General features: G+C 50.5%; 15 protein-coding genes and 1 tRNA gene. 4 read left to right on the top strand and 12 right to left on the bottom strand.

From position 1 onward, the window contains the following. Positions 1 to 24: 24 nt before the first annotated feature. A complete protein-coding gene (locus tag JJD41_RS11325) occupies positions 25 to 612 on the bottom strand; it encodes a gamma-glutamylcyclotransferase (protein ID WP_200666005.1) in 588 nt (195 codons plus the stop codon). Between the two features lie 1,152 nt (positions 613 to 1,764). Between JJD41_RS11325 and JJD41_RS11320 the strand changes: the two genes are divergently transcribed. Next, entirely contained in the window at positions 1,765 to 5,586 is a 3,822-nt protein-coding gene (locus tag JJD41_RS11320) for a DUF2225 domain-containing protein (protein ID WP_200666004.1), read from the top strand. A 94-nt stretch (positions 5,587 to 5,680) separates the two neighbouring features. Here JJD41_RS11320 and JJD41_RS11315 read toward each other — a convergent pair whose 3' ends face one another. From JJD41_RS11315 to JJD41_RS11305, 3 genes are all read right to left on the bottom strand, one after another. After that, the gene (locus JJD41_RS11315) at positions 5,681 to 6,598 is read right to left on the bottom strand and encodes a helix-turn-helix domain-containing protein (protein WP_200666003.1); all 918 of its coding nucleotides are present in this window, start codon (positions 6,596 to 6,598) and stop codon (positions 5,681 to 5,683) included. Between the two features lie 242 nt (positions 6,599 to 6,840). After that, on the bottom strand, positions 6,841 to 7,809 hold the full coding sequence (locus tag JJD41_RS11310; RefSeq protein WP_200666002.1) for a hypothetical protein: 969 nt from the start codon (positions 7,807 to 7,809) through the stop codon (positions 6,841 to 6,843). A gap of 130 nt (positions 7,810 to 7,939) precedes the next feature. Next, positions 7,940 to 8,608, bottom strand: a complete 669-nt coding sequence (locus JJD41_RS11305; RefSeq protein ID WP_168568721.1) for an Npun_F0813 family protein — start codon at positions 8,606 to 8,608, stop codon at positions 7,940 to 7,942. A 551-nt stretch (positions 8,609 to 9,159) separates the two neighbouring features. Here JJD41_RS11305 and JJD41_RS11300 point away from each other — a divergent pair. After that, positions 9,160 to 9,233, top strand: a tRNA-Arg gene (locus JJD41_RS11300). 348 nt (positions 9,234 to 9,581) lie between these two features. Here the strand turns inward: JJD41_RS11300 and JJD41_RS11295 are convergent. The 4 genes from JJD41_RS11295 to rsmI all read right to left on the bottom strand — a co-directional run bounded on the left by JJD41_RS11295 (position 9,582) and on the right by rsmI (position 16,842). Then, positions 9,582 to 9,761, bottom strand: a complete 180-nt coding sequence (locus JJD41_RS11295; protein WP_200666001.1) for a hypothetical protein — start codon at positions 9,759 to 9,761, stop codon at positions 9,582 to 9,584. A gap of 135 nt (positions 9,762 to 9,896) precedes the next feature. Further along, on the bottom strand, positions 9,897 to 10,457 hold the full coding sequence (locus JJD41_RS11290) for a hypothetical protein (protein ID WP_200666000.1): 561 nt from the start codon (positions 10,455 to 10,457) through the stop codon (positions 9,897 to 9,899). 229 nt (positions 10,458 to 10,686) lie between these two features. Then, on the bottom strand, positions 10,687 to 15,837 hold the full coding sequence (locus tag JJD41_RS11285) for a CHAT domain-containing protein (RefSeq protein ID WP_200665999.1): 5,151 nt from the start codon (positions 15,835 to 15,837) through the stop codon (positions 10,687 to 10,689). A 150-nt stretch (positions 15,838 to 15,987) separates the two neighbouring features. Continuing rightward, positions 15,988 to 16,842 carry a 16S rRNA (cytidine(1402)-2'-O)-methyltransferase gene (gene rsmI / locus JJD41_RS11280; RefSeq protein ID WP_200665998.1) on the bottom strand — a complete coding sequence of 285 codons (855 nt, stop codon included), beginning with the start codon at positions 16,840 to 16,842 and terminating at the stop codon, positions 15,988 to 15,990. Between the two features lie 36 nt (positions 16,843 to 16,878). Between rsmI and JJD41_RS11275 the strand changes: the two genes are divergently transcribed. Beyond that, complete coding sequence (locus tag JJD41_RS11275) at positions 16,879 to 17,763, top strand: sugar kinase (protein WP_200665997.1); 885 nt, start codon at positions 16,879 to 16,881, stop codon at positions 17,761 to 17,763. Between the two features lie 318 nt (positions 17,764 to 18,081). On the opposite strand, the gene JJD41_RS11270 is transcribed toward JJD41_RS11275, so the two are convergent. From JJD41_RS11270 to JJD41_RS11260, 4 genes are all read right to left on the bottom strand, one after another. Then, positions 18,082 to 19,098 (bottom strand): dihydroorotate dehydrogenase-like protein, encoded by a 1,017-nt coding sequence (locus tag JJD41_RS11270; protein ID WP_200665996.1) that lies wholly within the window; start codon positions 19,096 to 19,098, stop codon positions 18,082 to 18,084. 102 nt (positions 19,099 to 19,200) lie between these two features. Further along, a complete protein-coding gene (nifJ, locus tag JJD41_RS11265; protein ID WP_200665995.1) occupies positions 19,201 to 22,764 on the bottom strand; it encodes a pyruvate:ferredoxin (flavodoxin) oxidoreductase in 3,564 nt (1,187 codons plus the stop codon). Positions 22,765 to 23,487: 723 nt separating this feature from the next. Beyond that, the gene (locus JJD41_RS24780; protein WP_234488594.1) at positions 23,488 to 23,640 is read right to left on the bottom strand and encodes a hypothetical protein; all 153 of its coding nucleotides are present in this window, start codon (positions 23,638 to 23,640) and stop codon (positions 23,488 to 23,490) included. Positions 23,641 to 23,677: 37 nt separating this feature from the next. Then, positions 23,678 to 24,229: a GNAT family N-acetyltransferase gene (locus tag JJD41_RS11260; RefSeq protein WP_200665994.1), complete on the bottom strand. Its 552-nt coding sequence runs from the start codon at positions 24,227 to 24,229 to the stop codon at positions 23,678 to 23,680. A 142-nt stretch (positions 24,230 to 24,371) separates the two neighbouring features. Between JJD41_RS11260 and JJD41_RS11255 the strand changes: the two genes are divergently transcribed. Beyond that, the gene (locus JJD41_RS11255) at positions 24,372 to 24,545 is read left to right on the top strand and encodes a CHAT domain-containing protein (protein WP_200665993.1); all 174 of its coding nucleotides are present in this window, start codon (positions 24,372 to 24,374) and stop codon (positions 24,543 to 24,545) included. Positions 24,546 to 24,620 lie beyond the last annotated feature (75 nt).

The raw sequence follows: 24,620 nt of genomic DNA, 5'->3' as shown, positions 1-24,620 counted from the left end.
TACAATCTACAATCTACAATTTCCTCATGCCGATCGCCGTTCCCAAGGCTGTAACTGGCGTTGTTGCAATTGGTGCATGTGGTCGAACAGCCGCCAGCAATACTGTTCCGGCAGTCCGCAGGTAATGGCACCGCGCAGGACGACGTTAAAATACCAGTCGTTGGGGGCGAGTTCTTCGGGGAGTTTGTCGATCGCCGTATAAGTTCTGACATTAGGGTAGACTTTACCCCGCGATCGCACCTCTACGGTTTCGTGATGATAACCGATCTCGCGTTCGTCGAGGCGATCGCTCAACCGCCAGGGTAACTGGTAAAGCACCCCTTCCACGGCAGCATTCGGGTCTTTGACCACATCGAGAACGCCGCAATTTCTCAACGAGGAATAAGCGTAGAACGCCAGACGATAACCTTTCAAGGTCGCCGGACCGATCGCGTAAGCGTGGGTTCTCTCGCCGAGCGATCGCTTCAAATCTACCGGACACATGCACGATCCGTAAGCAAAATATAAAAATGTCGGTTCGGGATTCGCAACGGCGCGTAAGGTTCCCAAATGCGCATCGCGCTGAGTCTGTTGAGTCCGTAGAGCGTGAAACTGTCCGGCGTGAACCTTCATAACGGCTGAGTCGTGTTATCTAACGAAGAGGATTGTAACAGGATCGCTCCGATAATACAACACAATCCCGACCGATAAACCGTAGATTAATAAAATCTTTAACTTTTTGATGGATTTGGGGAGCCATAAGTCACCCCTCAAAAATTTTCAGTTGAGCGTTGGGGTACATTGACTCCCCAAACATAGTAAAATCTCCTTCCTTGACCGAGTCCAAAATTGCCAAAACTAAGCTAAATCCATACAAGTTTTTTTGTGGCTCTTCCAGAGTGTTCATGTTAGATTAATACATAAAAATGGTATTTTATCAAGTTCTTTTTCAATACAGAATGCTGGAATTTCTTTTTTGAAAAGGGTTAGGTAATCTTTATTGTTATAGAAATAAAATCAAAAAATCGCACCCAAAATCGGAGAATCAATAAAATACCATCTAATTCATTACTTACTTCATTTGATGACAGCACTCGGGCGATTTAATGAGGTACAGCGCCGATCCCCCTATCCCCCCTTACCAAGGAGGGAACGCCGATCCCCCCTAACCCCCCTTTGCCCCCCTTTCAAAGGGGGGTTGGGGGGATTTCGGGGGGAACGAGGAAAGTAGGGGTTTGGTTACCAAACCCCTACCTGGCGAGGGGAATTTAGGGGGATCTAAATGTCTTGCATAGCAGAGGAAAGTGTTATACAAAAGCGATCGATTTTGAGAAAGTTATCGATCGCTTTAAAGCTCTTCTTTATTTAAATGTTTATACAATATAGTGTATCCTACATTAATTAATTCATGAAAACCCCGTAAGGGCAATCCCCCCGTGCTTGCCCCAGTAGCGGCGGACACGGGGATACCGCCTTAGTCGTATATCTAATTGAGAAACGCTATCAAGCATTTTATGAATACTAGATTGGACAAATACTAGATTGGACAGAAAAAGCCTATAAATTCCACCTAAAAGTTGCCAAATAATTAACCGATAGATAAAACATTGACTTATTTTGACAAACAAACAACAATAGAGTATTGGGGGGAATCGACCAGATCGAGTTAATCAAAAGACAAGCGGGTGGGCTAAAAAACTTTAATAGCTTTAGAGAAAGAGTCTGACTAAACTGACATTTCTCTTAAGAATTTATCATGCTCAGGCTAGAAAGCCAAATTGACAAATGAACGAAACAGTTAAGAAACTCCTACTTAAATCGGCTCAAGGATTACTCGCGATCGCCACATCTGCATCGATCTCCCTTCCTGCGGTAGCCCGTTGTCCCGAAAATACTAACAATAACCCTAATCCTCGCGATTTAGTCATCCCCGAAAGTCAAGTGCTCAAGCTGGGTGAAGCGATCGCTGATTGTCTTGCAGGGAATGAAATTCACGCCTATCAAATCCGGCTCGATCCGGGGATGTATTTTAAAGTCGTCGTCGAACAACAAGGCGCCGATGTTGTTCTCTACCTATCCGATTTAGAACGTTCAATTATTGCCGTATCGGACAGTCCCAACTATCTCGAAGGAAAAGAACCGATCTCGGGAATTGCAGACAAAAAAGGCGTTTATATTATCGAAATTCATCCCTTCGATGTCGTCGAATCCGATGCCGATTTTAACTACACGATCGCCCTCGAAGCTTACCGAACGGCGACCGATCGCGATCGCGCAGTTGTCGAAGCAGAACGGGCTTTTATGAAAGGGAATCAACTGCATCTCGAAGCGGATGAAACCTCTCAGCGAGAGGCGATCGCGCAATGGGAAAAAGCATTAACTGTTTATCGAGAGATTGAAGATTACGAAACCGCCGCGTTTTTGTTGCAGTTAATCGGCGATCGCCACGATAACTTAGGGGAAGTCAACGAAGCGATCGAGCGCTATCAAGCCTCTCTATCAATTTACCAACAACTCAATCGGATCGAAGAGCAAGCCGATTTACTCTCCCGTCTGGCTTGGATGTACGAACAGCAAGAAAACTATTCCGAAGTTATTTCAAGCTATCAAAATGCTCTAGATTTATGGCAAAAAGTGGGCGATCGCGCGTCAGAAGCCTTGACCTTGCGCTATCTCGGCGATACGTTCAGGCAATTAAAAGATTACGAAGGGGCAATCGAGCGTTACGAGACAGCGATCGCGATCTTTCAAGAAATTGGCGAGTCCCAACAACAATCGATCGCCCTGAATAATGCCGCTTTAGCTTATGCTGGCTCGAAAGACTATCGCCAAGCGATCGCTTATTATCAACAAGCATTAGAGATCGAGCGTCTATCAGAAAATCTTAAGGGACAATCGATTATTTTGGGAAATTTAGGTGACGCTTACCGTGATGCTTTAGAACCCGAAGCGGCGCTCGTCGCGTATAATGACGCCTTAGAGATCGCTAAAAACTTGGACAATCGCGATTGGGAAGCTTTGTTACTCAATCGGATTGGTGATATTTATTACCATGTAGAACCAGGGGATTTAGCAGCAGGGGATTTAAAAACAGGAGATCGCGCGATCGCCTTTTACACCCAAGCCTTAGACCTTTACCGAGAATTAGGCAATCGACGTTCGCAAGCGCTGGTTTTAAACAATCTCGGTTCCGCTTACTCGTCTTCTACTCAATACGAACGGGCGCTTGAAGAGTTTAATCAAGCTTTAGAGATTTACCGCGAATTAGAAGACGGGAAAGCCGAAGCGCTCAGTTTATACTATATTGGAAATGCCTACTCTCATTTAGACGATTCACAAACGGCCCTGGACTATTTCACTGAAGCGCTTCCCCTCTCCGAAGCCGCAGGAGATTTTTTCACCCAAGCCCTGACTCTACACGGAATCGGCGCCGTTTATTCGGATTTGGGAGCCCACGAACAGGCTCTAGAATACTACGAGCGATCGCTGCCGATCGCCCGGAGCCACAACTATTCCGACATCGAATCGTTAGCGCTGCACGGGATCGGTAAAGTCTATTCCGATTTGCAAGAATACGAAAAAGCCCTCGAATATTACCATCAATCTTTGGCGAGCGATGGATCCCGTGAGCATCGAGCCGCAACGTTGAATAATATCGCGGCGGTCTACGATGGGTTAGGCGATTGGGAGAAAGCGTTGGCGGTTTACGAAGAATCGCTATCGTTAGCCCGGGAAACGAGCGATCTCTACAGCGAAGCCACGATCTTGAATAACCTTGGCTATATTCATAATGTTTACCTCAAAGACTTCGATCGCGCCATTCAATACCACCAAGAAGCTTTAGCCCTTTACCGTCAAACGGGGGTCGATTCCGGTCAAGGAGTAGCATTATATAATTTAGCTTCTTTAGAACTGCAACGGGGTCAATTCCAACAAGGGTTAACTTCGATTGAAGAGGCGATCGCCCTCATCGAAAATCGTCGTGCCACGATCGCCTCGGAGGATTTACGAACCACGTTCTTTTCCTCGCAGCAAATATATTATGAATTATATATCGACGTTTTGATGCAACTGCACCGCCAGCAACCGGAGGCGGGATACGACGCCCAAGCCCTCGCCATCAGCGAAGCGGCCCGGGCGCGATCGTTGATCGAGCTGCTGGCGGAAGCGAACACGGATATCCGCCAAGGGGTCGATCCGCAATTGCTCGATCGCGAGCGAGAGTTACAATCCCAGATCGATCTCACCGCGCAAACTCAAGTCGAGTTACTTTCCGGGGAACATACCCGCGAACAAGCCGCCGCGATCGCCGCCGAACTCGATCGGCTGGTTCAAGAATACAAAGACCTACAAGCGCAAATCCGCGCGACCAGTCCGCGTTACGCCGACCTTACCCAACCGGAAACCCTGACCCTCGAACAAATCCAGCGCGACATCCTCGATGAGGAGACCTTGTTATTAGAATATGCCCTCGGTACCGAACGCAGTTATCTGTGGGTTGTGAGCAAAACCGAATTAAAAACTTATATATTACCCTCTCGGAACGAGATTGAAGAGGCAGCACGGGAGTTCCGCAAAGCGGCGATCGATCCTAAAATTCGGCACAACGAGGCCCGGGTCGCGGGAGCTGCTTTAGAGCTTAGTGAGATCGTTCTCGGCCCGATCGCCGCCGAACTGGAGGGACAACGCTTGCTCGTCGTCGCCGACGGAGCTTTGCAATACGTGCCTTTCGCAGCATTGCCGATTCCGGGACGGGCGATCGATCCGCCGAACTGGACGCCGTTACTGGTGGAACATGAAATCGTCAATTTGCCTTCGGCATCTACCCTCTCGATTTTGCGCCGGGAGGCGGGCGATCGCCCCCGTCCGACGAAGACGATCGCCGCGATCGCCGATCCGGTGTTTGCATTAGACGACGCACGCTTAAACCCGGAGACCCTGACCGCCGAAGAAGAGAGCGAGACCCTAGCCAGCGCCGATCTCGCCGTACTGACGCGATCGGCGAATGGGGTCGGCATCAGTCTCCCCCCGTCCCGTTTGATTTATACAAGAGACGAAGTTAACAAGATACTTTCACTGATCCCGGAATCGGAAAGCTATCAGGCGTTAGATTTTGAAGCGAACCGGGAGACCGTCGCCAGCGATCGCCTCGCCGACTATCGTATCATTCATCTAGCTACCCACGGTTTTCTCAACAGTGTCAATCCCGAGTTATCCGGGCTGATCCTGTCTCTGGTCAACCCCGAGGGAGAACCGGAGAATGGTTTTTTGCGCTTGCACGATGTTTACAATCTCAACTGGCCTGTAGAAATGGTGGTGTTGAGCGCTTGCGAGACGGGATTGGGGCAAGATATTCGCGGGGAAGGGATGGTCGGTTTGACCCGAGGGTTTATGTATGCGGGGGCGCAGCGTGTCGTCGTCTCGTTGTGGAGTGTCAACGACGAAGGCACCTCCGTTTTAATGGGGAAATTCTATCAAAAAATGCTTGCCGACAAGCTCGCTCCGGCAGCAGCGTTACGGGCCGCTCAATTGGAAATGTGGAATGACGGACAATGGCGATCGCCCTTTTACTGGGCGGCGTTCGTGTTGCAAGGAGAATGGCAGTGAGGGGATTTGAGACTTGAGAGTTTAGAGTTTAGATGTTTCACTAGGGGCGATTTATGAATTGCCCCTACTTTCAGTGCGATCGCGCCGCGATCGTTCACAGAGAATAAACCTGTCCGTCAAATAACAAGCGGGTGATTCCCTTTTCTTGCAAATAACTGCTCGTTTTTTGCAGCATCTTACCGTCGGGAACCTTAATCACCCGTTGGTTGCGGGCGGAAAAGCGACGGGCGACACGGTGATTGTCGAATACCGGGAGGGTTTTTTCTTGTACCTCCTGGGCGGGGATATTGCCCAATTCGGAAAAATCTTTCAACGGTCGGGTAATCAACTCGGCGCCGCGATCGATCACGAGATAGCAAATTTTCGGCAATTGGGCTTCCGCGAGGGGGATGACTTCGACAAACGCATTGCGCGGGCGATCGTGTCGTTGACGCAAGCGGAGTTCTTCCGCGTAATCCTCCTCTAAATCCTCGTCGTCATCGTCGTCGTCGTCGAGATCGTCGTCGTCGTCGTCGTCGAGATCGTCGTCATCGAGAACGTCTTCCCCGAGCATTTCTTTGAGGGTACTGGTTTCGCTGTCGGAATAGCGATCGATGGATTCGTCATCATCGCGATCGCTCCACAGACTATCGAGTTCTAATTGGGTTCCCAAATGGCGATCGTCGTCGGACTCCTCCGCGCCGACCGTCGTGCGTTTGCGGATGCGTCGATCGATAGGGGCGTCCTTGCGTAGAGACGGACTCGACCCCCGGCGTGTCGGGCTAGAAGTAGGCATTTCCCGGCTCGTCCCTTCACTCGAACTGGCCGCATTATTTTGAGAAGAGCGCCCGGAACGTTTTTGCTGGATGAGCGCTTCGTATTCTTTCTGTGACAAATTGCTTTTGAGAATGCGGCTGATCGTCGAACTGCTGACCCCGTAACGACTGGCCAACGTCAAGGTGGTCTCCCCCGGTTGTCGGTAGAGTTCGAGGATATCCTGTTTGTCAGAATCAGAAAGTTTTCGAGAAGTCATGCCGCACGAAGGATGCTGTGGTTAGAGATCGAGAGCGATTGGGCGAAATCCGACCGGGAAAAGCGCTGACGTTTTCCTCAATTGACAATCGGACACCGCTCGATAAAGATACCATTTAATTCTCAGCCGCGATCGCAAAGGGTACAGAACCTCAGATCGAAACAGGCCCTGTACCCATACTACTGTGAGCGTGCTGGAATTGGTGGAGTTGACAAAAAGTTCGTACTCCTCCGAGGGGGGAATTAGTCGCCCCCTCCCCCACCGCGTCGGCGTCCGCGCGATCGCGATCGGGTCGAAATATCGTATTCCAACACCGCTCCAATTCCGAATAATACCCCGCTAAATACCCAAAAGACTTCCAACAAACTACCGCTTTGGTAGTCCATGACTCGGGTTTCTGCATATTTGAACCACATATCCGCGATGTAGAGCGAAAACGTAGCTGCAGCAATCATCCGCCAAGACTGAGAAAAACGACCGCCCCAGAACGCCAGCAGCAATGCCGTTGCCAAAATCAGCAAAACCACGTCCATCACCACGTAAAACAGGCTGACGTAATTGCTAAAGGGCTTGAGAAAGTCGTCAATTGCCACAATAAATGGGGGGGCATTGGTATCTACGGCAGTTTCTGCGGCGGTTGCGGCCACTTCCGCCGTCGCCGGAGCCGATTCGGTTCCGGGGAACGAGAACAAGTCTGCCGGAGAAGACAACCAAACCGCAAAAGCGACGCCGAAAACGGCGATCCCCAAAAGGACGCCCCACTGCCACGGTTCTAAATTCAGCTTGCGAGACGACACCGCCAGAACCATGCCGACGGTCAAGGCGACATAGGTGACGGCGTAGAATAAATCACCCAGAGACACGTCCGGTTCGAGTTGCCAGTACAGTTCCCACAACCCAAACATGACGCTGCCGAGGAAATAGGCGATCATGCCAATCCCGATCGCCAGCCAAACGTTGCGTCCGCTTACAATTTGATTGGAACGCCAATTTCTAAAACAGAGTAGACCTGCGATCGAAAAGGCCGCCAGTTCAAAAATCAAGGTGCCAATCGAGTACCACAAGGGTAAGCCCGCCTTGGCTTCTTGAGGAACGCTAAACAATAGAAAAAACAAAAGGGCAAAAACCGCCCATGAAATCGAACCTACAACGAGGTTTTGAGCGGAAAGCAAAAATTGAGAAGTTGAGAGCTTATCTGATGTCGTGCGCATAGCAGTAGCCAAACAGGTAACTGGGCATTGAATAATCCGTCAAGGATACGCTTAAAAATACAACGGCTCCGAGGGCTGCAGGTTCTCCCCGGTCTGAATCACCGATGGGGGAACCCGTTGCGATTGTCGCTCACGACGTTGACCAAAGCTGGCCTAATGGCGACTGATTGAGCCATTCGGTGAATTGCTTGCGCTCGTTATCCGGCATGTCTTGCAGGACATCGATCGCGCGTTCGGTAAAGCTTTCGTTCCCAAAATACTCTTTACCGAGACGGTGGAGTTCTTGTAACAGCGTATTGAGATGGTGTTCTTGCCAAGAAGGCACCTGCGCCCCCCCCAGAGGATCCATATTGAGTAAATTATTGACGCTTGCCGTAGAGTCGGCTTGAGGAAAGCGCCATTTTTGAAAGACCTGACCGATCTCTTTCTCAAATGACCCCGCCTGTCGAGTTCCGAGTAAATCTTCAATATCGAAATAAACCGCCTGCAACAGCAGCAGACAGGCTTGGGTATATAAAGGGGAAGCGGCAACACCACTATTTTGAGGATCGTCGGCTTGATCTAAACGAATTTTGCCCCAAACACTATATCGATCGGGTTCTTCGAGTAGCACGCAAGCTTTGCCACGGTTATCTGTCAGATCTCTCCAGAAAGCTCTAGCTTCTTCCGCCTGCTGTGCGCTAAACACGTTAATCAGGCGAAAGGTCTGACCCTGATAATTAAGGATTGGAATCTGTTGACCCGTTTTCGGGTGTACGATTCCAGAGATTTCAACGTCCTGCCGTTTCAGAATAAACATGACACTGCCAATTGAGTCCTCGTGGCCTGGGGGTACTGTCGGCTAAATACAGAATGACTTAGGCGAGAGTCTCGACATCAGCCGGATGGGGTTAGAGTTAGGTCGAGCCGCGATCGCGCAGTTCGTTGGCTGAGTCGCGCTGTCAACGACTTCGCGATGAGCGAAGCGCCTTTTTTTGACCACCTATCTAACGCGCTGATTAACACCCTATCTTACTGTATCAAGAGGATGCTGCTCCAAAACCTCGGACTTCCCTAACTGTTATCCGGTCTGCGCCTTGATTTGCTGACTTTTCTAAAAAATTTTGCCGCCAGCATTTGGACGGCCCAGGGTTCTGACTGACGTCCGATTCGATTTCGATCGGGGGAGGTTAGCTGTTGTCTGCCCCCAAGGGGCGATCGTTGCAAAATTCGCTTAAATTGGACTGGTAGATTCACTCAATTTTTTGCTACGATAGACTGGCGTTTAGTCACCCCCTTATTTCTTTTAGGGGTCGAGCCGGGTTTTTCGCCCCGCGCTAAGCGTCACTACCCCTCTCCCTGTGGGAGCCTGGGTGCGTAACTCAGTTGGATAGAGTAGCGAACTTCTAATTCGTTGGTCGCAGGTTCGAGTCCTGCCGCACCCGTTAAACCACCGCGATCGCCAAGATTACTAAAACCCCTCTGTGCAAAGGCGAGAAGGGTTAAAAACAGGTGATGCTATCTTGACTTAATCGGCGATCGCCCTTCCGCGAAGAGTTCGCATAGGATGGGCAATAGAGGACGGACGATCTCGATAACAAGCATTCTCTACGGTGGCTGTGAGATTCTCCCAATTGGAGGGCAAAGTTTCCAGTCCCCCCCTCGTAACAGAATGGCTCGTTGACGAGCTATTGTGCGATACTGGGTAGATAGCACAGCAGCCATCGGTCTATTCCACCTTAAACAGGATTGAACGGTCAATTCATGCGGCGGTAGAAAAGCTCTTATCCTTTTCATAAAGACCCGTTCTGCTTCGACAACCGCGCGATCGAGATCGTGTAGTTAAATTCGGCGTCGAATTCGACGATATCGAAGGGATGAATTTCGATGATATAAACCCCTTCTTTGTCGGTAATTTCCGAAATTGGTTCTTTCCTTTCGAGAGAGTTGGAACTGTCCGATACGGCAATCATTTGACGGTCTAAGTCGGATAAGCAGAGAAAAATAGAACAATATCGGCGCCTGTTTGTTCGACGACGACTTTAAAATATATCCCCAGATCTAGAGGGATTTGAGCGAGTTTCAGCAGGAGTTTTTTCGTTCATTCTTTAATTTGACCCTTGAATGAGCTTGATTTGACCAATTTCGCTCGTATAGGTTTCTGTTTCGATTAAACCGCTTATTTCATAAGTAGCGATCGGTAATTGGTTCGGTTCTGGTCTAAATTCCAGTCTGAATTCTCCCGATTCGTCGGTCATAAGGATTCCTTGAAATAAGACGATCGCAGGTGAAAAGAAATGATAGCGAGAGAGTTTCCCTTCAATAGTCAAACGAACGGCTACCTCGGGAACGGCTTTACCAATCAAAGTAAATCCAGGAGTGGAAAGGCGATCGCCTGTTTGGTAAGTGATAAAAATTGGAGCGAGTTTCATCATTCCCCAATAGGCAGTAGCGGCATTATTATTAGGATCGAACCATAGCGATCGCCACAAGTCGGGAAACAATTCTTCAAACTCACGATCCTCCGATTGGAGTTTTTTCGTCGCCCGATGCACGAAAAAACTCCCCTGAATCTGACATAAAATAATTTGAGTCAAGATCGGACTTTTAAACGGCAAACACAGATAAATCAATAAAAGCCAATGAATTGATGGTGTTTTCTTTTCCATAACCCTACTGAATTTCCCTGAGTATAAAAGAGGCGATCGCTGTTGTTATAGCATTTTTGGAAACTATTTTAGATGTTTAATCGATTATTCGTACTTATTCCTACTTAATTGGAAATAAATAATGAGAAAGAATGGACGATCGGTGGCAGCTTGACCCGCGATCGTCATTCATTCTCAATCATCTCTCGATCGAAAATCAAAAATCAACCATCAACCATCAAAAATCCCCCTACTGCCATTCCCCTTGCAACACGAATGCCCCCCAATAGTAAGGAGATTTCCACTCTTCGCTTTCCCACATTTCCAATTGTGCCGCACGCAAAGCGGCAGTGGGCGTTAAATTATCTTGCAGCATCTTTTTGTAAAACTTCGTCATTAAAATTGACGTTCCTTTATCGTTAACATTCCATAAAGAAACGAGAACCCGACGCGCGCCACTATACATAAACCCTCGGGTCAATCCGACCAGACCTTCCCCTCGAATTTCCGCGCCCAAACCCGTTTGACAAGCACTGAGGACGATTAATTCTGCAGGTAAATTGAGATTGTAAATTTCGTGCAACCGCAAGAATCCATCTTGGGTTTTTCCGTTTTCATCGACCAGGGAAAGCACTAAACCGGATAATTCTGGGTTGACACTGTTGAGAAAGCCGTGAGTTGCCAAATGAACGATCGCGTAATCTTTGAGGCGATCGCCTAAAATTGTTTGACGATTGGCTTCAAAATCCAAAGCAATGTAGCGATTTTCCTCGGGAACTAAGGCTAAAATTTGCTCGGCTTCTTGGCGGGTAAATGGCAATCGACTGGGTGGAATGGCGACGCCGACTTCCCCCGCCGATCTCGATACCGCATCGCGCAGATCGGACGCCTTTTCGGAAATTGATGCGGCAGGTTGTCCCGTCAAACGCCCGTCATCGGCGGCGAACACCGGATCGGCGAGGACGGCGACCCGGGTTTTACCCCCCGGGCGGTCGCGATTTTCCTCACGTAAGATAGCTAACGTCGAAGCCGAGGGTAAGTTGACAATTTCGTGTTTGACCACCAGTGGCGTTCCTCGGGGATCGTCGTCCGGCGTATCTTCGGGAATTGGCAGGGCCGCAAACGGGATATATTGCAAGGCGCCATCGCCAACCACGAGTAAGCGACGGTCTTCGAGTAGAGGGGCCGCCGGGCCTAAAATCATGTCGCTGAGAATGCGCGCAGCCCCGGCAACGCGGACTTCATTGTAGCGAATTTTCGGATCGGTCATCGCGTCGCGGAAATTTCGGGCGGCTTTTTCGATCGCCTCCCGGGGGGGCAACTCGTAACTTGTGAGACTGTCGTGAGAGGCAACCCACAAATAACTGCGTTCCGCGCCGAAATAATATTCCAGCAATAAGGTTCCTTCTTCGAGAACTCGTTGCTGGATTTGAGCAAAATCGAGGGGTTGCGGTTGGGTCAACGCCGCGTAACGCGGGGACTGAGCGCGGATTTGGGCTTGCACGTCTTCATACTCGCGCAACAGGTTATCGAGATTCTCGGCGATCGCGGCAGCTTGTTCGGGGGTATGTTGCCCGGAGAGTAACTCGATTTGCTGGCTTGCAGTGAGATCGATTTGTTCTTGCAAGGTGCGCTCCCGTTCGACCAGTGCCGGGTCTACATCTTTGCGAATCTCCGTCCCCGATTCGGCGAGCAGTTCGATCAAAGACCGGGCGCGGGCGGCTTCACTGGCGGCGAGGGCTTGGGCGTCATACCCGGCGTCCGGTTGCTCGCGGTGCAACTGCATCAACAGGTCGATATAAAATTCGTAGTAACTTTGTTTCGAGGCGAAAAAGGAGGTTCGCAATTGCTGGCTGACGACTTTGCTGCGTAACGATTCTAAAATGCCGATCGCCCGTTCCACGCGATCGCGCGCCTCACTTAAGTTACCGCGATCGCGCTCGATCTTTGCAATTTCGTACAGGGTCTCGATTTCCGTTGACGGTCGACCCAGTTCTCGGGCTAGATCTAACGCTTGGCCGAGGTTTTCGAGGGCTTCGGCGGGGCGATCGCCGCGCGCCCGCAAGCGCCCTAAAAATAACAAAATATCGGTTTCGGCGAGCCGATCTTTGGCGTTCGCGGCGTTATTGCCACTGGCTCCTTGTCGGGCTTGTTCTAAGTAGAAAATCGCTTGTTCCCACTCGCCGAGAGCTTCGTAGAGAATCGCTCCTTGTAAAAACAATCGCTGTTTGACATCGATCGCTTTTTGGGCGCTCGCCAGTTCTACCGCTTCTCGAAACGCGGCGATCGCCTCATTTTTACGCCCCATATCTACATAAACTAAGCTCATTTTCGCCAAAATCACCGCTTCCGATTCGCTTTGCACGAACGTCTGCAAAAATTCCGAAAATCCTTCCTGAGACAGCAGAGACGAGATCGCCGTTTGCGCCCGTTCGAGCTGTTCTTGACTGGTTTCGGAATCGGTAGCTTTTTTGAGGACGGTTCGAGCATTTGTATAAGCTTCGATCGCCTGTTCGTAATTGCCCCAAGCGCGGTGAAATTGCCCTAAATTGATCGATAGGGTAATTTCGCGGTCGCGATCGTCGATTTTACGGGCTAAGGCGATCGCCCGATCGTAAGCGTCGAGGGCTTGTTGGGGTTCGGCGAGGGTGTCGTAGAGTTGGGCGATCCCGTTGAGGGCTAAGGTCGCCAATTCCGGGCGATCGGACTGTTCTAATTGCCGAGTCGCCTGTTGCAACGCTTCGATCGCCCTTTGGTATTCTCCCCACTGTCGGTAAAAGTCCCCGAGTTCGAGCAAGACGTTGCCTTCTCCCGATCGATCGCCCGCTTCGCGATACAGCGATCGCGCCCGCTCGAATTTGGCGATCGCGGTTTCCCGTTTCCCTTGACTGCCATAGAGTTGAGCGGTTTTGAGGGCAAAATTGGCCGCTTGCGATCGATCGTCTGTTTCTTGCTCGTAAAATTCGCCGAGTTGTTCGTAAACGGGGATCGCCAAGTTGGGTTTATCGAACATCTGCAACACTTCAGGCACCAAAGGGAGAAAAGAGAGAACACTTTGTTTCTGCTCTAGCGTGATACCTTGACGGATCTGCTCGAATGCTTTACCTACCGCGCCGAACGTGCGGTCGCGATCGTCGAGATCGTCAAAGACCAATCCCGCAGCGAGCAATAGTAGCACTTTGATTCGATCGTCGGGCAACGCTTCGACTTGAGAAAACGCACTGGCGACCTTCGCCGTGGCGCGATCGTCTCGATCGAGTTTGTAAGCCAACCATCCAGCGACCAAACGCAAGCCAGCCGAGGCTTCCGGGACTTTCACCCCTTCGATCGCCTCGTCCGCGCGATCGAGCAGTTCTCGGGTGCGATCGCCCTCGCCGAAGGAATAAGCCGCCCAGGCGCTACCCAGCAGGAAGGAAACCCCCCATTCCGGTTTTTCCAAACGGTTCGCCAGTTCGAGTCCACTTTCGAGTTTGGCGATCGCACTTGTATAATCCCCCGCTTCTACATACGCCAGGGCGGCTGCACCCATAAACACCGCTTCCGAATAAAAGGTGCGATCGTCCGCGCGACTGAGTTCGATTTCCCGTTCGAGGAGGGAGATCGCACTCGTTAACGCTTCTTCCCGGGCGCGACTGTTCCCCAAGGTGCGATATAATTGCCCCAGTTTCCCTAAAGACATTCCCAAAACAAAAGGTTTGAGGGACTGTCTCGCTTCTTCTTTCGAGTCGATCGATGTTTCATTCTCCGGATCGATCTCATCTTGCAATCCCCCATCTTCTCCCCGAACTTCTATATTGAATTCGTATTTGAATGTCGGTTGAATTTCATAACTTTTTTTATTCCAACCGAGCGAGAACCCCAGGTTACCTTTAGGAATGTCTTCCGGGTTTAAATTTCCAATACGGGCGATCGTATTTTTATAGGCGGCGATCGCCCCTTCAACCTCTCCTAATTCTTGATAGATTGCAGCTAATTCATTGAAGCTCGCCACTTGCAGCCAACCACATCCAGCCACATCGAGACGATCGCACGCTTCCACTACTTTCTCGAATTGGGCGATCGCCTGTTGTGGTTCTTCCCACAGTCGGTATTGTCTCCCGAGATGATACTCTTCTTGAACCTTGCCCCACTCATCTCCCAGCTCTTTATAAATGGCGATCGCCCCCTTAAAATAGGCGAGTGCTTCCTCTTCCTTTTTTAGCTTTTCTGCTTCCCACTCCGAACTATCCGGTTCCTTAAAAAGCTCGCTCAACCCGAGAATGTCGTCCGGCTGTTTGGATACATTAACTAAAGGCGATAGGGGAGGTGCTTTGGGCTTTTGGTCGAGCCAATTTTCTACTGCTTTTGAAAACAGATTGCCCATCCGTCTCAAGACAGCAGCTTGTTTGAGAAATTCCCCATTGTTTGCGTATAAATTAGCCGCTCTTTCGTATTTAGGAAGAACTTGTTGTCTCAATAATTCACTTTCGGAAAATGGAGCTTCTTTAACTTCGCGATCGGCAGCTTTGACTAAAGCGAGTACGTCATTTTCGATGCGTTTCACCTCAAAGGTTACGATCGCTTGCGCCGGATTGTTTCCTGGGCTTAACTTGATAGTTGCCAGATCGAAATCTTCTAAGTTCTCCAATCGCTCAAGATCCCGCGTCACCGTCTCTTTATTAAATACAGAACCCGCTCTCGTTTCTGGATTGTCAATTAAGCTTTCTAAGGTAATAAATTCGTCAATATTGCTGTCTGGATTGAGGTCGTCTACCACGCGAACTCGTACCGTTTCGATCGCCCCTTCCGCCGCAACTAAGCTGAAGACCCCATCCGGCGACAGTTCCGAGAAGTTAATTTGTGCCAACGCATAACCCCGTTCTTGATACCATTGGCTCAGGCGAACAATAGACTCTTGCAACTTTTTAGAATTGACGATTTTGCCGTATTGAGGCGCAAAAATTTCCTCGATGACGGCTTGGGGTAGCACTTGGGTTCCTTCGACTCGCACTGTTTTCAGAATCGGATTGGGTTCGACGATGAAAGTGACCCGTACCCCTACGGGCGTATCTTCCGGAACGGCTCTCACATTCGCGAAAAACCCGGTGGCAAACACCGCGTTGATATCGTCTTGCAATCCCGATCTCGTCGTAATTCCCTGGGGTTTGAGTTCGATCGTGTCGTATACCAATTGTGCGAGGTCGCCGTCCGCGCCTTCGACGACGACCTCCGAGACTAAAACGCGCGGTTCCTCGGTCGGCGTCTCCGAGGGGGTTTGGGTTTGGGCGATCGCCGTTAATGGCGGTCCGAGTGGGGAATCGGGGGCAATGTTGACGCGGGAATCACTCGCCATTGCCGATCCGGCGATCGCCACTCCTAGGAAGAGGGGAAAAAGTTGCCCTTTCGCGATTAAATTGCCCAAAATTCCAACTCCCCATCGAGGCGATCGTTCTCTTTCTTTAATAAACGAGATCGCCGCAGTTTGTCCAGGGTTAAAATACTCAATAATACGATCTCGTTTTCAAAGCGATCTCATCATGATTTATGCCTGTAAATCGGGGGCAACTTCTTCTCAATCGGTTTCTAAACTCAAGGCAATTTGATAGATATCTCGCCGAGATAAAGCGGTATTTTTTGCTAGTTGACGGCTCGCTTGCGATCGCGAAATTCCCTGATGCAATAAGGCTTGTAATTCTGCTTTAATGGCCTCGGGAGATAAAATCGGTTCCTCGCGATCGCCCGGGGCAATCACGAGGGTAAATTCTCCTTGCGGTTGCACTTCTGACTCGTAATAGGCGATCGCCTCATTTAAGGTCCCCCGCCAAAATTGCTCGTGTAATTTCGTCAACTCTCTCCCCAACACCGCCGCGCGATCGCCGCCGAGAGTTTTTGCTAAATCCTGCAAGGTTTCGCGCAAGCGGTGCGGCGACTCGTACAAGACGATCGCCCGGGTTTCCACGACCAAAGCTTCCAGGCGGTTTTGTCTGTCTTGGCCTTTTGCGGGTAAAAAGCCTTCAAATACGAAGCGATCGCTGGGGAGTCCCGACGCACTCACGGCGGTGACGCAGGCGCTCACCCCCGGAATCGGCACGACATCGAAGCTGCGATCGATGCAAGCTTTCACTAATTCGTATCCCGGATCGGAAATTCCCGGCATTCCCGCATCGGTGACGAGGGCGATCGATCGCCCCTGTTCGAGTTTGTTTAATAATTCGGGAATGCGTTGTTGTTGGTTATGTTCGTAATAGCTAACTTGTGGAGTTTTAATATCAAAATGGTGCAATAATTTTCCCGTATGTCGGGTATCTTCTGCGGCAATGAGATCCACGGATTTGAGGATGCGAATCGCCCGAAAGGTGATATCTTCTAAATTGCCGATCGGGGTGCCGACGAGATAAAGGGTACTGGCTGTGCATTCAGTAGGCATCGGAATAAATTGACGCAAATGGATTGAGTTTATTTTATGCAATATCAGGGTTTATTTGTCGGACTGACGACGATCGATCTGCTCTATTTAACCCCCCGTTATCCGTCACGAAATCAGAAAGTTGTGGCGTCAGAATCCACGATCGCCCCCGGCGGTCCGGTCACGAATGCGGCGATCGCCTTTACCCGGTTGGGCGATCGCGCCAAACTGCTCTCCGTCGTGGGAAAACACCCGATAACAGCCTTAATTCGGGCGGATTTAGAGCGTTACGGCGTCGATCTGCACGATTTGGACGGCGATCGCACGGAATCGCCCCCAGTGTCCTCAATTGTGGTGACAGAAGCAACGGGCGATCGCGCGGTCATTTCGATTAATGCGACGAAGACGACGATCGCGAGCGATCGCGTTTCCGAGGCAGATTTAGATAAAATAAATTTACTAGCGATCGACGGTCACCAAATGGCACTCAGTGCTAAACTGGCGGCGATCGCCAACCCTAAAAACATCCCGGTGGCGATCGATGGGGGCAGTTGGAAACCGGGATTTGAAAACGTTTTACCCCATGTCAATTATGCCATTTGTTCCGCTAACTTTTTTCCGCCGGATTGTAGCACTCACGAACAAGTTTTCGAGTATCTTTCTAGCTTTAAAATTCCCCACATTGCCATCACTCACGGGGGGAAAGCCATTCAATATCTGAGTGAAGGAAAACGCGGTTTAATCCCGGTTCCGACCGTGGACGCCATCAATACTTTGGGGGCAGGCGATATTTTTCACGGAGCCTTTTATTTCTTTATCTTGCGAGAACAATTTATCGAAGCCTTGACCTCGGCGGCGCAAATTGCAGCGCAAGCGTGCCGATTTTTTGGCGAGGATCGCATCGATCGCGCGATCGCGGCTTATCGACAATGGGGAACCTAGAAATACCATAGAAATATCATACAGCACTCGGGCGTCCGATGAGGTACAGTGCCGATCCCCCTATCCCCCCAACCCCCCTTTGAAAGGGGGGTTGGGGGGATTTCGGGGGGAACGAGGAAAGTAGGGGTTGGGTAACCAAACCCCTACCTGGCGAGGGGGATTTAGGGGGATCTAAATGTCTTGCATAGCTGAGGAAAATGCTGTAGAAATACCATAACAGAAACCCGGCTTCTCATCCCATGCTCTGGTAAAAGAAACCGGATTTCCGATGCAACACTTAAGAAAACCAAACTTAAGAAAACCAATCGAAAAACAAAATCAAACGATCGCCTTATGCGGTTCGTAATGATAGTTTTCAATCGCTTTCATGTACTGCGATCGCTCGAATGCACTCGGGTCGGGACAGTGACGTTGAGACATCGCCCCTTGCATTTGCGCGACGGACTCGTATTCGTTCTCTTCCATCCAATGTTTGATTTCGTTTTCGAGAACGCTAATATGTTCGATACCGTGACGCAATAACACCGAACAAATCTGCACCGCTTTCGCACCGACCATCAACATTTTAATGGCATCGTGACCTTTACCGACGCCACCTGTAGAGGCGAGATCGGCTTGGAGATGGCCGTATAAAATAGCGATCCAACGCATCGGCAAGCGCATTGCTTGGGGCGTACTCAGCAACACGTGAGGTTCGACTTCCAGCTCGTCTAAATTAATATCCGGCTGCATGAAACGGTTAAATAAAACTAACCCATTGGCTCCGGTATCGTCGAGTTGTTTGGCCATATTGGCCATATTGCTAAAATACGGCCCGAGTTTTACGGCAACGGGAATCGAAACTTCGGCTTTAACTTCCCTCAAAATATTGAGATAATTCTGCTCGACTTCGGCGCCGGACATATTCAGATCGGTGGGAACGTAATAAACATTGAGTTCTAACGCATCAGCTCCCGCTTCTTGCATCAATTGGGCGTATTCCACCCAACCGCCCGGACTGTAACCGTTCAAACTGGCAATAATCGGAATAGAAACGGCACTTTTGGCTTCGCGAATATGCTCTAAATAGAGTTCCGGGCCGACGTGAAACTCGTCCGGTTCGGGGAAATAGGTTAACGCTTCGGCAAAACTTTCAGTTCCGTAAGTTAAGTGGTGGTGAAGCTCGAATTTTTCGCGCAGAAGTTGTTCTTCAAAGAGGGAATGAAGGACGATCGCGCCTGCCCCCGCATCCTCCATTTTTTTGACATTATCGATATGTTCCGTTAAAGGAGCGGCTGCGGAAGGAACGAGAGGCGATCGCAGCGTCAAGCCTAAATATGTGGTGGTCAGATCCATTGTTAATTGTCCTTAGTATAAGCCTCCGTAGTGCGGGCAAGAGGCCCGCCAGTCAGAGAGTAGGGAATGGGGAAGCACTGAAGTTCCCCAATTCCCGATTCCCTATTCCTCCTGATGGGCGCCATTGCCGTTCACTGGACGGGAGGCGAGATACTCGTACATTGCCCAGCGTTTGCTCACATCGTCTTGCGCTTCTGCTAACAAGCGTTTGGCATCCGCAGGTTTAGTTTTAGTGAGCATCTTGAAGCGGTTTTCTGCATACATCGACGCCTCGACAGTTTTCTTGGGCGATCGCATATCCAGATGTAAGGGATTTTGCCCTTCTTTCACCGCATCGGGATTGTAACGGTATAACAACCACCGTCCGGCTTCCACCATATTTTTCTGGTGAGTCATCGCCGTACTCATGTTGATGCCGTGGGCGATACAGTGAGAATAGGCGATAATTAACGACGGTCCGTCATACGCTTCCGCTTCCAAGAAGGCTTTGAGGGTGTGTTCGTCCCGGGCGCCCATGGCGACGCTGGCGACGTAGACGTTACCGTAGGTCATCGCCATCAAGCCGAGGTCTTTCTTGGGTGCGGGTTTACCGCCTGCCGCGAATTTAGCGACGGCACCGCGTGGGGTGGCTTTCGACGACTGACCGCCCGTGTTGGAATACACCTCGGTATCCATGACCAAGATATTGACGTTGCGACCGCTTGCAATGACGTGATCTAAGCCGCCGTAGCCGATATCGTAAGCCCAACCGTCACCGCCGACAATCCAGACGCATTTTTTAACTAAATAGTCGGCGAGGGAAAGCAGTTGTTTGGCGTCGGGAGAGTCGTTCCCTTGCAGTTTTTGTTTCAACTGGGCGACTCGTTCCCGTTGTTCCCAGATGTCGGCTTCGTCTTTTTGTTCGGCGGTGACGATCGCCCGCGCCAGGTCTTCGCCGATTTCCGGGGTCAATTTCTGCACTAATTCGAGGGCGAATTGGGCGTGTTTGTCGATCGAGATCCGGAAGCCGAGACCGAATTCGGCGTTGTCTTCAAACAAGCTGTTCGACCACGCCGGACCGCGACCGTCGGCGTTTTGCGCCCACGGGGTGGTGGGTAAGTTGCCGCCGTAAATGGAGGAACATCCGGTAGCGTTGGCGATTAAGGAGCGATCGCCGAATAACTGGCTGAGCATTTTCAGGTAGGGCGTTTCGCCGCAACCCGCACAAGCGCCGGAGAACTCGAACAGGGGTTCTTGTAACTGTTGTTGGCGCAGGCGTTCCGAGTCGAGCGATCGCCGATCGGGACTCGGCAAGTGAGAGAAGAAGTTCCAGCGATCGCGTTCCCGTTCCCGTAAAGCGGGTTGGGGTTCCATATTGATCGCTTTGCGCGAGGGCATCGATTTATTTTTCGCCGGACAGACATCGACGCAAACCCCGCATCCGGTACAATCTTCCGGGGCGACTTGAATCGTAAATTGAGTGCCGCTAAAGGCTTTATCTTTCGTCTGCGCCGACGGGAACCCTTCCGGGGCGCCGTCCAACGCCGAGGGATCGTAGACTTTGCCTCGGATCGTCGCGTGAGGACAGACGGCGATACATTTGCCGCACTGCACGCAAACGTCCGGATCCCAAATCGGGATATCCATCGCCACGTTGCGTTTTTCCCATTGCGAGGTTCCGGTGGGATAAGTCCCATCGCACGGCAGGACGCTGACCGGGAGGACGTCGCCTTCTTTGACGAGCATTTTCCCTTCGACGTCGCGCACGAATGGGGGCGCTTCCGGCGGGATTGCGGGGAGGCGGTGAATCGGGCTGTTGGCTTGACCGACTTTGACTTCAAAGAGGTTGTCGAGGGTGTTGTCTACGGCTTTGAGGTTCATGCGAACCACTTCTTTACCTTTCTTGCCGTAGGTTTTCTCGATCGCCTTCTTGATATGGGCGATCGCCTCGTCTTTCTCCAAAACCCCCGCTAGGGCGAAGAAACAGACTTGCATGATCGTGTTGATCCGCCCGCCCATGCCGCTTTCGCGCGCTACTTTGGTCGCGTCGATGACGTAGAATTTTAAGCCTTTGCGGACGATCGTTTCTTGAATTTCGATCGGCAGTCGATCCCAGACTTCCTCCGGTCCGTAAGGACTGTTGAGCAGGAAGGTCGCGCCCTCGGCTGCGGCTTTGAGCACGTCGAGTTTTTCTAAGAACGTCCACTGGTGACAGCCGACGAAGTTCGCGCGATCGATCAAGTAGGTGGACCGAATCAACTGCGGGCCGAAACGCAGGTGAGAGACGGTGACCGCGCCGGATTTTTTGGAGTCGTAAACAAAATATCCTTGGGCGTAGTTGTCCGTATCTTCGCCGATAATTTTGATCGAGTTTTTGTTCGCACCGACGGTACCATCGGCCCCCAACCCGTAGAACATGGCGCGCACCACGTTATCCGGTTCGGTCGAAAAGGCCGGATCGTAGGGTAAGGAGGTCTGGGTGAGGTCGTCGTTGATGCCGATGGTGAAGTGGTTTTTCGGTTTGGCTTGGCTGAGGTTGTCGAGGACCCCTTTGACCATGGCCGGGTTGAACTCTTTCGAGGACAAGCCGTAGCGTCCGCCGACCACTTTCGGCAGGGTCTCCCCGGTCCATTCTTCGTGTAAGGCGGTAATCACGTCGAGATACAACGGTTCGCCACTGGATCCGGGTTCTTTAGTGCGATCGAGAACGGCGATCGCCTTGACCGTCTTCGGTAGGGCGGCGACCAGCCGTTTCATGTCGAGAGGACGGTAGAGGCGCACTTTAACCACGCCGACTTTTTCCCCGGCGGCGTTGAGCGCTTCGATGGTTTCGTGGGTCGTTTCGCAGCCCGATCCCATCAGGATGACGACGCGCTCGGCATCGGGGGCGCCGTGATATTCAAACAGTTGGTAGCGACGCCCGGTGAGTTCGGCGAATTTGTCCATCGCCGCCTGGACGAGATCCGGGCATTGACTATAGAAGGGATTGACGCTTTCCCGGGCTTGGAAGAACACGTCGGGGTTTTGGGCGGTACCGCGCAGGACCGGGCGATCGGGCGTTAAGCCCCGTTGGCGGTGTTCTAACACGCGATCGTCGTTGATGAGCGATCGCAAGTCACTTTCTTCGAGTAGTTCGATCTTTTGGACTTCGTGAGAGGTCCGGAACCCGTCGAAAAAGTGAATGAACGGCACCCGCGCTTCTAAGCTCGCCGATTGGGCGATCAGAGCGAAATCGTGGGCTTCCTGGACCGACGCGGAACATAACAAGCCGCATCCGGTGGCGCGGGTCGCCATCACGTCGCTGTGATCCCCGAAAATGGAGAGGGCTTGGGCGGCGACCGATCGCGCCGCTACGTGCAGAACCGCGCAGGTGAGTTCCCCGGCGATCTTGTACAAGTTGGGGATCATCAATAACAAGCCTTGTGAGGCGGTAAAAGTCGTGGTTAACGACCCGGCTTGTAATGCTCCGTGAATGGCTCCTGCCGCACCCCCTTCACTTTGCATTTCGACGACGCTGGGAACCGTTCCCCACAGGTTCGGACGTCCTTCGGACATCCAAGCGTCGGCCCATTCTCCCATCGGCGAGGAGGGTGTAATCGGATAGATGGCGATCGCTTCGTTGAGCTTGTAGGCAACGCGGGCGACGGCTTCGTTTCCGTCTAACGTTGCGAAGGTTCTTTTAGACATATCTGTAAACCTTTATCGGTGGCTGCATCTTGTTTGCTTAGGGACGCAAGACAAAATTCTTTAATCTCAGGTTTGGATGCAGATCGAAACCTGCTGGATGTTTCAGTAACAATTACTTCAAGGCAATCTTTGCCGATTTAAACAACTCCTTTGTTGTTTTTACAACCGTCTTCAGCTCGTTGGTAATGACACTGATTTATTGAGGAATAAACGAGCCGTTGCTTCTGCCTATTTATAATTTAGTCCATTGTCCGTTTGACTGAAGTTTTTTTATTCTTTCTTAACTTCATCTCCACTCAGGTAACCTGGATTACATTCAAACGATCGCCCCCGGTCGGCCATCAAAAAAACGGATTGTCTCGCTGTAAACCTTGCTAAGGCTAACGATCTTGAGGGCTTTCACGTTCTCGATTTTTCTACTGTGCTAAATTCAGAGTGCAACACCTCAAACCCTTGCCATGCAAAGAGTTTAAGGATAATTAGCCATCGCTAGAGGAATTTTTGGCAACCAGTAATAATACGTAGGGAGTTGTTCGCCCCCTCATCGATCGGGGTTTTTCTTAAGAAAATATTAACTCAACTTTTATGTTGCGAAAGTCGCGATCGATCTCTATTTCGTTTCCCGGGCGATCGCGGGAAAAGAGAAAATTTTATGTCTGAAATAATGCATCTCATCTACCAGAGTCATCGTTACCAATCTTTTAAAAAATCTTTAAAACTTGTTTAAATTTTGTTTAATTGTCGTACCAATAATTCAAAAATAGAGTAAAGAATCGCGATCGCCAACTCATCGTGCTGGCTTTCCGGGGCGCGGGCGTTCGCGTAGCGACTCCAACGGAGTAGCGGCGATCGCATTGAGTCACAAAAAATAAGCATAAGTGAGAAATCGCGCGATCGCCTCCCTCAGCCTATTCTATTCGGCAATCGCTTTAAACATGAGAAGACTTTCGTAGTTTTCCCAATCCAGAAAACGATCGCGCCGAAGAGAACCAATTGGCTGAAATCCTTGTTTCTGGTGAAACGCGATCGAGCGATCGTTACTCATCGGTTTAGTGACAATAAACGCCGTGAAAAAAGCATGGGGAAATTCTCGGTAAAGAGATTGATAAATAAATTGACCGATTCCTCGTCCCATCCTATCGATGCGCGTCGCAACCGTTTGAATATAAAAATGCCTGTCGCTGAGAATAGGGGTTTGATAAGCGCTATCCTCAAGCACTTCTTCTAAAAATTCAATGGGGATCTGCGGTTGAGAAAGGGCTAAAAAGCCCACCGCGCGATCGCCCTCGTCAATCGCCGTAAAATAGCGAGTACCGCCATCGATCTTGGTTAAAAGTTCCGCTTCACTAATCGTCGTCAACAGGAAACCGCGATCGTTCCCGCCGTAGCGATCGCGCACATTCTGATTGTGAATCTCGATAATCGCCGCGCGATCGGCGGCGATCGCCTCCCTAAAGGTCATCATAAATTAGTGATTTCTCCAGCGAATAAGTATCTTTAAAATCTAGCATTTTTATTTTAAAAGTAATTTCCCAGTCGGCGGTCAAAATTTGCCGGGAATTTGCCATCGAGGATCCTTCAACTTATAACGAGAGTTTATAAAGAGAATGCGATCCGTTCCCGACGATTCCACGACAATTTTGATGCGCGAGTTCGATCGAAATTGGCAACAATCCCGCGATCGAGCGCAAGCCTTGCAAACCGCGATGTTGACAACGCAGCAAAAATATCCGAATCCTTATGCTTGGGCGGGCTTCACTTTGATTGGTGAGGCGCAATAAGTGAGCAAATTTCACTATCGCCATTGACGAGCAGAACGGTTACCTTTAAATGAAGATAGTTCAGCCGAGGAAAAC

This window comes from Oxynema mangrovii CENA135, assembly GCF_016632315.1.
GTDB lineage: Bacteria > Cyanobacteriota > Cyanobacteriia > Cyanobacteriales > Laspinemataceae > Oxynema > Oxynema aestuarii.
The sequence above is the reverse complement of the archived record's forward strand: the minus strand, read 5'-3'. Positions and strand labels throughout refer to the sequence as shown.